Annotated in this window: 10 protein-coding genes and 1 pseudogene; 5 read left to right on the plus strand and 6 right to left on the minus strand. The window is 43.6% G+C overall.

Annotation, left to right across the window (positions count from 1 at the left end; all coding sequences use genetic code 11):
- Nucleotides 1-213: 213 nt before the first annotated feature.
- Together queF and IM319_RS04380 are read left to right on the plus strand one after the other, a co-directional pair.
- The gene (gene queF, locus IM319_RS04375) at nt 214-609 is read left to right on the plus strand and encodes a preQ(1) synthase (protein WP_002740916.1); all 396 of its coding nucleotides are present in this window, start codon (nt 214-216) and stop codon (nt 607-609) included.
- Nucleotides 610-916: 307 nt separating this feature from the next.
- Complete coding sequence (locus IM319_RS04380; protein ID WP_287734766.1) at nt 917-1,954, plus strand: PstS family phosphate ABC transporter substrate-binding protein; 1,038 nt, start codon at nt 917-919, stop codon at nt 1,952-1,954.
- Between the two features lie 248 nt (nt 1,955-2,202).
- On the opposite strand, the gene IM319_RS04385 is transcribed toward IM319_RS04380, so the two are convergent.
- From IM319_RS04385 to nifJ, 5 genes are all read right to left on the minus strand, one after another.
- Nucleotides 2,203-2,943 carry a hypothetical protein gene (locus tag IM319_RS04385; RefSeq protein WP_287734767.1) on the minus strand — a complete coding sequence of 247 codons (741 nt, stop codon included), beginning with the start codon at nt 2,941-2,943 and terminating at the stop codon, nt 2,203-2,205.
- A 185-nt stretch (nt 2,944-3,128) separates the two neighbouring features.
- Nucleotides 3,129-3,668 carry a hypothetical protein gene (locus IM319_RS04390; RefSeq protein ID WP_287734768.1) on the minus strand — a complete coding sequence of 180 codons (540 nt, stop codon included), beginning with the start codon at nt 3,666-3,668 and terminating at the stop codon, nt 3,129-3,131.
- 190 nt (nt 3,669-3,858) lie between these two features.
- Nucleotides 3,859-5,067, minus strand: coding sequence for an ATP-dependent 6-phosphofructokinase (locus tag IM319_RS04395; protein WP_287684243.1), 1,209 nt, complete (start codon nt 5,065-5,067; stop codon nt 3,859-3,861).
- 184 nt (nt 5,068-5,251) lie between these two features.
- Nucleotides 5,252-6,277, minus strand: coding sequence for a dihydroorotate dehydrogenase-like protein (locus tag IM319_RS04400; protein WP_286823856.1), 1,026 nt, complete (start codon nt 6,275-6,277; stop codon nt 5,252-5,254).
- 2 nt (nt 6,278-6,279) lie between these two features.
- Nucleotides 6,280-9,834 (minus strand): pyruvate:ferredoxin (flavodoxin) oxidoreductase, encoded by a 3,555-nt coding sequence (gene nifJ / locus IM319_RS04405; protein ID WP_287734769.1) that lies wholly within the window; start codon nt 9,832-9,834, stop codon nt 6,280-6,282.
- Nucleotides 9,835-10,608: 774 nt separating this feature from the next.
- On the opposite strand from nifJ, the gene lexA reads away from it, so the two are divergent.
- Nucleotides 10,609-11,223 (plus strand): transcriptional repressor LexA, encoded by a 615-nt coding sequence (gene lexA / locus IM319_RS04410; protein ID WP_286823853.1) that lies wholly within the window; start codon nt 10,609-10,611, stop codon nt 11,221-11,223.
- A gap of 128 nt (nt 11,224-11,351) precedes the next feature.
- Entirely contained in the window at nt 11,352-11,618 is a 267-nt protein-coding gene (locus IM319_RS04415; RefSeq protein ID WP_286823851.1) for a TIGR02450 family Trp-rich protein, read from the plus strand.
- 40 nt (nt 11,619-11,658) lie between these two features.
- Here the strand turns inward: IM319_RS04415 and tnpA are convergent.
- Nucleotides 11,659-12,131, minus strand: a pseudogene (gene tnpA, locus IM319_RS04420) (IS200/IS605 family transposase).
- A 41-nt stretch (nt 12,132-12,172) separates the two neighbouring features.
- Between tnpA and IM319_RS04425 the strand changes: the two are divergent.
- On the plus strand, nt 12,173-12,372 hold a 200-nt coding region (locus tag IM319_RS04425), incomplete at its 3' end, for a helix-turn-helix domain-containing protein (protein WP_287734770.1).

Here is a 12,372-nt window from a genome sequence, read left to right on the forward strand (position 1 = left end):
CTGAAAGGTCGCGAAAGTCTGTGGACTTTGTGTAAGACAGTACATGGTTTTTTAACCGTGGTATGCAACGGTGGTTGAAGCAGAAACTTAAATCGTGAGGTTTAGGAATCGCCGCCCTAAAAGTGCGGCGAGGATGTCAACTGTTGATTCGGTAACGCCTCTCGAGAGAATATTCCAGCTATGATAGGAAACAGTGTCTAGTTAGGAAAAAACATGGTTCAGTCTTCCGAAAAAATTGAAGTTAAGTACGGGGAAAGAGAAATTGCCGAAGGAACATTAATTACTTTCCCCAATCCACGCCCGGGCAGAAATTACGATATTCAGATCACTCTGCCGGAATATACCTGTAAGTGTCCCTTTTCCGGTTATCCCGATTTTGCCACTATTTATCTTAGCTACGTTCCCGATCAAAAGGTGATGGAATTAAAGGCGATTAAACTTTATATTAATAGTTATCGCGATCGTTATATTTCCCACGAAGAAGCAATTAACCAAATTTTAGATGATTTGGTGGCCGCTTGCGAACCCTTGCAGATGAAAGTTAAGGGAGATTTTCATCCCAGAGGTAACGTACATACCGTGGTGGAGGTGATGTATAAAAAAGAATAGCCTCATTGTCTAGTTTGGGGATGGGGTTGCCTCCATCCCTTGCTTTTCTAGTTTTTGTTGTTCAAGTTTTTTGCTGTTCGAATATCTGTAGCCAGTCAACAGGAGAAGATGCTCAAGCAGGTTATATCGCTATCTTGTCCTTTATCTGATAGGTTTTACTCATCGAATCTGTCCTCTCCTTTCTGTTGTTCGTGTCTCTATGGTTTATCCTTAACCCTTGGCACAACCCGACAGAATTGTAAAAGCTAGGGTCATTAAAAAAAGCTGGTATTATCATTAAAGTAGTCCGAAGCCTGATCCTGATTTTATGTCCCAGAAAAATGAAATTCTTCCCCTGCTGTTGACGGTTATGGTGACATCGGCACTTTTAGGAGGAATTGCTTGGTGGTTGCTCAACAAAACCTTTCCCAATTTCAATGATCGATCGAATTCTTCTTCCTCCTCCTCCTCGAATAATCAAATTTCCGAAACGTTAGCTGCGGTTAAAAATGTCCCGGAAGGATTATTTAACTACGGGGGAAGTACCACTTGGGCCCCGATTCGCAAGGAAGTGGACTTTATCATCCAGCAAGTCTGGCCGAAATTTCGCCTCGTCTATACCGATCCCACTACGGGAACCCCCGGCACCGGCAGCGGCATTCGGATGTTAATCGAGAATCAATTGGCTTTTTCCCAAGCATCTCGATCGCTCAAAGATGAGGAAATACAACGCGCTCAACAACGGCGATTGACCTTAAAAGAGGTTCCCGTGGCTATCGATGGAATTGCGATCGCGGTTCATCCCGATTTACCGGTTTCCGGTCTAACAATTACCCAGTTAAAAGATATTTATACAGGAAAAATTAGCAATTGGCAGCAAGTGGGCGGGCCTAATTTAGCCATTATTCCCTATTCCCGACGCAAGGAAGATGGGGGAACCGTGGAATTTTTTATCGATCAGGTTTTAGAAAAAGCCGATTTTGGGGATAATATTCAGTACGTTTATAGCACGACTCCTGCTCTTAGAAAAGTTTCCCAAAATTTGGGAGGAATTTACTATGCTTCTGCACCGGAAGTAGTTCCCCAGTGTAGAATTAAAACTTTGCCCCTCGGTAAAAGTGAAAATAAATTAGTTGCCCCCTACCAAGAACCTTCGATCCCGTCTTCCCAATGTCCCCAGAAGCGTAATCAACTGAATGAATTAGCTTTTCAAAAGGGAGAATACCCGATCACCCGTCGTCTTTTTGTTATTATCAAACAAAATGGTCAATTAGACGAACAAGCGGGGGAAGCTTACGCTGATTTATTATTAACCGATCAAGGACAGAAATTAATTGAAAAAGCCGGTTTTGTTCCCTTGAGATAATTTAACCCAACTTCTACAAATCTAGGTTAAAGTGAATTTGAGTAATTTTTATGACGACGTTTCTCATAAAGATGAAGTATAACCTGATAGGGCATCGTCTCCTGTCTCCCCAAAATGAAAACTTTGTACCTCACCATTGAGATAACTGCTATAAGATGCTTTTGCTCCGTACTTTATTGCCATAAAAAACCCTGTAAAGACCAAGTTATCTTTTAGGATAATCACCGAAACAAAGACATAATTCCGGCTTAAATCTCTTCTTCTTCCAAGGCAATTTCTTCTTCTGTTCTTTCTAATGGAATGGGAGGTTCCACTGTTGGACTTGTAGCTTTTTCTAAAGCTGGTCTTTGTGGATATGATTCTCGATTATGAAAAACTAGATTATATTGTTCGAACCATCTTGTCGATGTAGCTGCTGCTATTCTTATCTCCAGTTGTCGATTAAATAATTTTTGGATTAATAATATTGGCTGTCCTACTCCCACATTAATCGGCTGGTAAGCTTCTTCTTTTAAAAAGCTATACAAGTCTTCTAAAAGTGTTTTCATGTATTCGGGTGAATAACGATAGAATTCTGGAATAACTCTCAAAACTCGAGGAATCACTTTTTCAATCAACCATTGCTTATCTCGATACTCTAAATTTGATGCGGATAGATCAGAATAAACTAACTTTATATATTCTTGTAAAAAAGCTGTCGGAGTCAAATCACGATTTATTAGTGATTGACCTAGTATATCATGCTTATTTCTTTTAATCGACGCTTTGAGCCTTTCTGTAGAACCGGTTACTCCATCAACCGCTAAACCTGCTATGCCGCCGATCGAAGCTATGCTACTACTATAGATCAATTTTTGATAGGGATTCCAGTCTTCCGATGTAGTACCCATAGCAATGACGGCTCCTAAAGCACTGCCAAATGCGAATCCCAAAGAAGCTTTTTTAAGACGAGATAAGTTGAGTTCGCTTTGACTACTGGTAAATTTCATAGCAGGAATAGTTTTTTTGTACGCTAAGAAATAATAGCAAGAATTCCCCTGTGGAAAATCTGTGGAAAACTGGAGCTTTTTTTGATCGCTCTTTCCAGTCTAAAATCTATCAATAGCAATAACTTCGCCCATTACTAGGTTTTTTGGGGCAATTCTGAAAAGATTATCGATGATGTTGGGAATATCTAGCCTTTAACTATACTCTCGGTATTTTTTAACTTAGAGGATATCTTGTTTATTTCTAATTTAACTAAAAACTCAATCAAATAAGTAGAACCCATTAGAGATAGACTAATAGTTAAAAGCACGATCAGATAGTGATAGATAAAGTTATGATTATTTGACAGAAAAGAATTTAATTCATCGGGTTGGTCAATTACCTTTGTAGGAGAAGGATCTACAGTTCGGTTTTCTAATTTGACTCGGTTTTCTAATTGGTTTTCTTGATTGGGGAAAGGATTCAACAGAGGATGAACAAAAGGAATTAGGATTATTAAAACCAAGCTGAGATAACTAGCTATTTTTCTGATCTTTTCTAGCTTGGTTAAACGCTCCATTTCACTCATAAGCTCTATCCGATCGAGTTCTGGAAAATTGCCGTTGATATTAGATACTTGAGAGGAATTATTATAATCGGTTTTTTTTTCCACTAATTGATTAATGGATTGTGCTTCGTTGACTTGCTTTCCCGTGCAAGACTCTTGTGAGCTTAGTGAATTTGACATAGTTATCTGCTTTTGAAAACTTAGCCCCCAGTATAACATAAGTCAGAAAATTAATTACACTCTTTGAAAAAGTTTCTTTATTTCGACAGTAGCTGTCAGTATATCTCGTAATTGTAGGGTTAAGAAATGCCTAATTTTAACCAATTAACAGAGCGAGAAGGTGTGAGCAACTCTCCTCGCTTTATTATAACTAAACTAACACCTCCACAACTTCCGGAACCACTGCCGTCTCGGTCGTGGTATTTTCCCCGAGGTAAATTCCCAAAGAACGGGCTGTTTTCACAATAAAACCATGGGGATCCACGGGATAGGCACAGCGATTCTCTTGATGGCATTGTTTGATAATTTTGATCACTGGTTTCAGGGGCAAACTACGCACTTGTCCCCCGCGCCAAATCACCACGCGATCGAGTTTTCCCTGTTCAATTAATTCTACGGCCTTAATGCCGAAAGCCGTGGCTAACAGTCGATCCATGGCCAAAGGAGGACGACTTCTTTGCAGGTGTCCCAAAGACATGGCCCGCACATCCATGGAATTGAGATAACAGAAGACGGGATCGGTAACGCACAAAGAGCGAGTTTTGTCAACTATCAATTTTTGTAAATAATCAGCAATATACTTCTCTTTTTGGTTATCTTCGTTTTTAACACCCTCAGAAATTACAATGAGAGCGAATTGACGACCTTGAGCGCGTAATTGTGCCAAATGACGACAACAACCGTCGATAATTTCGGGAGTGAGAGCAGGGGTTAATTCGGGAATAAAAATCGCATCGGCCCCCCCGGCAATTCCGGCATGAAGAGCTAAATGACCAGCATCTCTACCCATCACCTGCACAATCATCACCCTTTCGTGACTAGCGGCGGTAAAGGTGAGATCATACAAAGCTTGGGTGACGATATCGACGGCAGTGGTAAAACCGACGGCCCATTCCGTATAGGGAACGTCATTATCGATGGTTTTGGGAACCGCGATAATATTCCAATTGCCTTTCTGGGCGAGATCGTAGATGATATCGATGCTCCCATCGCCCCCGACGACGATCAGGGCATCTAATCCCAGCATTTCGTATCCTTGCAGGATTTTCGTGGCAATTTCTGGGTTTTCGGGATGTCCTTTGCTCAAAGAACCCAAGATACTACCACTAAGGAACTGCAAAACGTCTAATCCTTTCAAGACCCCTGGCAGGTTATAGCCATGCTGAGTCAGGATCAAATCTTGGGGGTGATATTTTCCCTCGGCAATCTGCATAAAACCGTCGGTCCCGTAGGGAATGCCGTACACATCCCAACCCTTGAGTTTTGATGCTTTCACCACGGCACGAATTACCGCATTTAACCCCGGGCAATCGCCACCACTGGTCAGAATGCCGATTTTTTTCCTTTGATTCTCGCTCATGGTTATATCCTCCAGGATTTTTTTGTCAGGAGTCGGATGGGTGTTGGGGTGTTGGGGTGTTGGGGTGTTAGGGTGTTGGGGTTTTGGGGTTTTAGTTGAAATTCCCCACTTCCCTATCTCCCAACTCCCCATTCCCCAATTCATAATTCATAATTCATAATTCATAATTTCCCACTTCCCACTTTTATTTGCTGGTGGTTTGAAAACGTTTCCAAACAGGTTCGTAACTTTGTATGGCCCTCATGTACTGTACCCGTTCAAAAGCGCTAGGATCTGGGCAATTCATTTGACTCATACTGCCAATTAACTGCTCGATCGATTCATACTCATTTTCTTCCAACCAATGCAATAAACCCTGTTCGATCTTGATAATTTCCTCCAAACCGTGGCGTAATAAAACACTAACTAACATAGTCGCTTTTGCACCCACCATCATCATTTTGATCACGTCGATGGCGTTATGAATACCACTGGTAGCGGCAAAATCCGTCGGTACACGACCGTAAAGCATGGCAATCCAGCGCAGGGGTAAACGCATCGCTTGGGGATTACTGAGGATAATATTGGGGTGAACATCCAAGGTTTCTAAGTCGATATCCGGCTGATAGAAACGGTTAAATAATACCAACCCATCGGCCCCTGCTTCCGCTAATTGTTTAGCCATATTGGCCGTATTGCTAAAGTAGGGACTTAACTTCATCGAGACAGGAATTGATACCTCCGATTTGACAATTTTGAGGATATCAATATAGTTTTGTTCGACGTGATTTCCGGTTAATTCCAGGTCGTTAGGAACATAATAAACATTCAACTCCAAAGCATCAGCGCCCGCTTGTTGAATTTGAATGGCATACTCCAACCATCCCCCAGCGGTCTCACCGTTGAGACTGGCAATAATGGGAATATCGACCATTTCTTTGGCTTTGCGAATATGGTTGAGATATTCCTCGGAACCAACGTGAAAAACCTCCGGTTCGGGAAAATAAGTCAAAGCTTCCGCAAAACTCTCGGCTCCGTGGGTAAAATGATGGTGTAAAGCCAGTCTTTCCTGTTTAATCTGCTCCTCGAAAAAGGAGTGTAAAACCACGGCAGCGGCTCCGAAGTCTTCCATTTTCTTGATATTGTCGATATCCTCGCTCAAGGGTGCGGCCGCACCGATGACTAGCGGCGATCGCAATTGCAAACCCATGTAGGTAGTGTGTAGATTCATAACTATTCCTTGCTCCCTGTACCTTTTGCTGCTAGATACTGATACATTTGCCAGCGTGTGTCCACATCTGCTTGTGCTTCTTTGAGGAGACGTTTAGCTTCCTCCGGCTTACTGGTGGCCAACATCTTAAAGCGATTCTCCGAGTAGAGAGTTTGCGCTACGGTAAGCTTAGGCTCACGGCTGTCCAATTGCAGGGGATTTTTGCCTTCTTTAGCTAAATCGGGATGATAACGGTACATTAACCAGCGACCGCTTTCCACCACTTCTTTTTGATGGTTCATGGCGGTGGTCATGTTGATCCCGTGAGCAATACAGTGAGAATAGGCGATAATTAGCGATGGCCCGTTGTAAGCTTCCGCTTCTAGGAAAGCTTTGATAGTTTGCTCGTTTCTTGCCCCCATAGCCACGCTGGCCACATAGACGTTACCGTAGGTCATGGCCATTAAACCGAGGTCTTTTTTCGGCCCTGGTTTGCCACCAGAAGCAAATTTAGCTACGGCGGCGCGGGGAGTAGCTTTCGAGGCCTGGCCGCCCGTATTCGAGTAAACTTCCGTATCCATGACCAAAATATTCACATTGCGACCACTGGCTAAAACGTGATCTAAGCCACCGTAACCGATGTCGTAGGCCCAACCGTCACCCCCGACAATCCAGACGCTTTTCTTGACCAGATAATCGGCCACGGATAACAACATTTTCACCTGCGTGGTCGGGGTTAATTGCCCTAAACGGGATTTTAAGGCCTCTACCCGTTGCCGTTGTTCGTAAATTTCCGCTTCATCGACTTGGTGACAATTGAGAATATCTGCCGCTAGACTTTCTCCGATTTCACTAGCGAGGGTTGCTAACAGTTCGGCGGCAAATTCTGCCTGTTTATCGATGGAAACTCGGAATCCTAAGCCAAATTCGGCATTATCTTCAAAGAGGGAATTCGACCAAGCTGGACCGCGACCTTCAGCGTTAACTGCCCAGGGTGTTGTCGGTAAATTACCTCCGTAGATAGATGAACAACCGGTGGCATTAGCCACTATCATGCGATCGCCAAATAGCTGACTGACCAATTTAACGTAGGGAGTCTCACCACAACCGGCACAAGCACCGGAAAACTCAAAGAGAGGTTCCTGCATTTGCTGATGGTTAATTTTATTAAGATTTAGGCTTGAACGGTCTGGATTAGGCAAATTAAGGAAGAAATCCCAGTTAACTCGTTCCTGTTCCCGCAGGGGCAATTGGGGAGCCATATTAATCGCTCTTAGACGCGGTTGCGATTTGTTTTTAGCGGGGCAAACATCAACGCAGATACCGCAACCGGTACAATCTTCGGCGGCCACTTGGATGGTGAATTTTAGCCCTTTCCAGTCGTGATCCTTGGCATTAGCGACTTTAAAGGTTTCTGGGGCCGTGGCTAATTCGGCCTCATCATAGACTTTTGAGCGAATAACGGCGTGGGGACAAACGAGAACGCATTTACCGCACTGAACACAGACATCAGCGTCCCAAACGGGGATTTCTTGGGCAATATTGCGTTTTTCCCATTGGCTAGTGGCGGTGGGATAAGTACCATCGTTGGGAAGGGCGCTAACGGGCAATTCATCCCCGTGACGGGCGATAATTTTGCCGAGGACTTCTCGGACGAAAGCGGGTGCGGTGTCGGGGATTGGAGGTCTTAATTCAAAAGCTTCCGGGGTGACAGTGGCGGGAATTGGCACTTGATAGAGGTGTTCTAGGGCAGAATCCACAGCTTTGATGTTCATCTGCACGATTTCTTCGCCTTTCTTGCCGTAGGTCTTGCGGATAGCTTTTTTGATTTGTTCGATCGCATCTTCCCGAGACAAAACCCCCGCTAGGGCAAAGAAACACACCTGCATCACGGTATTAATCCGACTGCCCATCCCCGCTTCTTTGGCTACTTGAGTGGCATTAATCGTATAAACTTGCAGATTTTTATCGATGATAGTTTGCTGGAGATTGCGGGGTAAGTGACTAAATACCTCCTCCGGTGGATAGGGACTATTGAGGAGAAAAATTGAGTTCGATTTAGCGGTTTCTAGCAGGTCAAATTGTTCGATAAATTCCCACTGATGACAGGCGATAAAGTTAGCATCAGTGATTAAATAGGTAGAGCGAATCGGCTCCGGTCCAAAGCGTAGGTGAGAAACGGTGACGGAGCCAGATTTTTTGGAATCATAGACGAAATAACCCTGGGCATAATTATCAGTATCTTCACCGATAATTTTAATTGAATTTTTGTTAGCTCCCACCGTACCATCGGAACCTAAACCGTAGAAAACCGCCCGCACTACTTCGTCCGGTTCAGTGGAGAAACTGCGGTCATATTCCAGACTGGAAAAGGTAAGATCGTCAACGATACCAATAGTGAAGTGATTTTTCGGTTTGTCGAGACTTAAGTTATCAAATATACCAGCAATCATGGCCGGAGTAAATTCTTTGGAAGATAAACCGTAGCGTCCTCCCACAATTTTCGGCAGCTTGCCTTCGTACTCTTCCATAAAGGCATTTACCACGTCTAAATATAGCGGATCGCCCCCGGCACCGGGTTCTTTACAGCGATCTAAAACGGCTATTTTTTTCACTGTGGTGGGCAAAGCTGCCAGTAATTTTTCGGCGGCAAAGGGACGATAGAGACGAACTTTTAAAACCCCAACTTTAGCCCCATTTTGATTGAGATAATCAACGGTTTCATGGACGGTTTCCCCTCCCGATCCCATTAACATAATCACTCTTTCGGCATCGGGCGCACCGTGGTATTCATAGAGATGGTATTGCCGTCCTGTTAATTGGGCAAAACGATCCATAATTTTTTGAGCGATATCGGGACAAGCATAATAGAAAGGATTGACGCTTTCCCTTGCCTGGAAATAAACATCGGGATTTTGTGCCGTGCCTCGTAAAACCGGTCGATCGGGAGTTAAAGCCCTTTGACGGTGGGCAATAATTAGGTCTTCATCGATCAGTTCTTTGAGAGTTTCATCGCTAATTAATTCGACTTTTTGCACCTCATGACTGGTACGAAAACCATCAAAAAAGTGCAGAAAAGGAATCCGCGTTTCTAGGGTGGTAGCTGTGGCGATAGCCGCCAGATCTTGAGCTTCTTGAACGGAATTAGCCGCTAACATAGCCCAACCCGTACTTCTGGCAGACATGACATCACTATGATCCCCAAAAATTGACAATCCTTGGGCTGCTAAAGCACGGGCCGCCACATGAACCACTGAAGAGGTTAATTCCCCCGCAATTTTGTAGAAGTTGGGGAGCATTAATAATAATCCCTGCGAGGAAGTGAAAGTAGTAGTTAAAGCTCCTGTTTGTAGCGCTCCGTGCAGGGTTCCCGCTGCCCCACCTTCGCTCTGCATTTCGATTACGGAAGGGATGGTTCCCCAGAGATTAGCTCTGCGTTCGGCCGCCCAACTATCGGACCATTCACCCATAGGCGAGGAGGGAGTGATAGGATAAATAGCGATCACTTCACTGAGACGATAGGCAACGCGCGCAACAGCTTCGTTACCGTCTATGGTTGCATAGGTTTTTTTGGTCATGTGTTCCCCTTAGTTTTTACGATATTTGTCGGGATTTTAAGTTTTTTTACGGCTCAATTTCGCACTAAATATCCTGTCGTTTCCCTGACAACCGAAGGATTTTCTTTGAGCGTCGCTTTTGACTCCCTATCTACTATTGGACGCTTACGGCAGACAGGCTTAAGTAGAGCAATTTTTCTGTCTCCACCTCGATCATTATCCAGATTCTCGGCTTTCTAGCAATTCGTTATTTTTTCTTAATACGCTGCTGAGTTTGCCAGCAACCGACTGGGATTAATTAATATTGAGAATTGAGATAAAAATTAATGATACTTTTTTAAAAAAAGTGCTAGGTCAGAAGATAAGCTGTTGACTATCTAAATTACTCATTAAGACTGTCTATGAGCAGGGAGAAGGAATTATGAATTATTAATTATGAAGTGGGGAAGTGGGGAAACTTTTCAGTTATCAGTGAACAGTAATCAGTAATCAGTGAACCGATACAGCCTTTCTCGTCAAGGTGAAGCACAGATTAAACCTTGCTAATCAAGTATTTTAGCCGCAAGAACGAACCTCATCTATCTGAGAAACGCTGTAACTCGCATCTGATAACTGATAACTGATAACTGATTCAAGGCTGACGACCGACTCCTAACCAACCACGACAATTTTTGATTTTTGCAAGAGATCTAATAACCAGTTGATTTAGTCAGCCGATGAAGTTAAGATGTACTAGGTTAAACACAAATGAACTAAAGTACAAATTATCTTAACCCAAGGATAGGAAAATAGATCATGACTAACCTCGAAACCCTTACTCAAGCGCAAAAGGAGTTGTACGACTGGCTAATTGAGTATATTCGCACTACTCAACACGCCCCTTCCATCCGGCAAATGATGCGAGCGATGAATTTACGCTCTCCCGCACCGATTCAAAGCCGTTTAGAACGTTTACGCGCCAAAGGCTATATTGATTGGACAGAAGGAAAAGCACGCACCCTGCGGATTCTCAAACAACCAGTGCAAGGTTTACCGGTTCTCGGTGCGATCGCTGCTGGTGGTTTAGTGGAACCTTTCACCGATGTGGAAGAAAAACTCGATCTTTCTAACCTGTTGCAACGCAGTCAAGACTGTTATGCTCTGCGCGTTTCTGGAGACAGCATGATCGAGGATCATATTGCCGATGGGGATCTGGTGATTATGCGTTCTCTGACGGGTAATGAAGCGGTGTCCAATGGGGAAATCGTCGCCGCTAGAGTCGAAGGCCACGGTACTACTTTAAAACGTTTCTACCAAGAAGGAGAAATCATCACTCTCCAACCCTCTAATCAAAAATATCAACCAATTACAGCCAATACTGAACAAGTACAAGTGCAAGGGGTTTTAGTGGGTGTTTGGCGCGGTTATTAGCCAAAACTGGGGCGCACTTAAGCGCCCCGATAATTTTTCCTCTCCTTGCTCCGGGAAAAGAATCGGGTTGGCAGACTAGGATAATATAAGGGTTTTAGCCTATCCCGCACTTAGGTGTTTTAACTTTTATGCCCAAAAAACAGAAATATCCCCATCTCTTGGGATCAAAATGGACGGCAAAACAAAAAACATGGGGCTGGCGACATTTTCAAGTGGTCAATCGTCAAAATCGCGGTCAATGGGTTTTTGCCGAATTAGTTGCTTCCTGCGATCCGACTGTCCGCTTCTGGATTAATGCTAAACAGTTGCAAGACGCGAATCTCTGGCAATCAGGTTGGCAAACCCTAGCGGAAATGAACCAACCCGACAGCGCCGACGAGATTATTGTAAATTAATATTAAGAAACCTTGTAATTTTTCACTCTTTGCCGATCAGCTACGCCGAGAGCTTTTTATGCAAGAGATCTAGTTTAAATGCAGAACAGCCTATTTTCGGGGAGTTTTGGTTCTCGACGTATTTTTTTAGTTGTTCGACAGTAACGCCGCCACAACTAGCCACGAAATAACCTCCCGTCCAAAAATAGGGTTTGTTGTAGAAATACTTTGCCGCTAAGTACGGAAATTCTTTTCTAATTAAGCGACTACTAACTGTTTTAAGGTTAGCGATTAGTTTGGATAAAGCGATGTCAGGCTTGTAATCGATAATTAGGTGAACGTAATCTGATTCACCGTTGAAATCAAGCAACGAGCTGTCCCATTTCGTGAGCGTTGACGCAAAGATTTCTTTAAGTCGGGCTAAGATTTCATTGCTAATAGCAATGGCCGGTATTTGATGACGAATACGACGTGAGCGGTAAGTCTATAAACAGAGCGAAATCCATGATTGTAATCAGTTAAAATATTGGGCAGTAAGTGTTATAATCTAATTGTACATCACGAAACAAGCGACAGTGATAACGCTTACCTACCAGTACAAACTAAAGGTAAACAGGCGACAGGAACGGGAGATCGTCCACATTCTTGATGTTGGCAAAAGCGTTTACAATTACGCGCTCTCGGAACGGAAAGATTGGTTGAACTCTCGAAAGTGTCTTGCGGATCGCTGTTCGCTAGTTTCCGAGTACATAATTCCTGCGGATGAACCCTATCC

This window comes from Microcystis sp. M113S1 (assembly GCF_020246945.1).
GTDB lineage: Bacteria > Cyanobacteriota > Cyanobacteriia > Cyanobacteriales > Microcystaceae > Microcystis.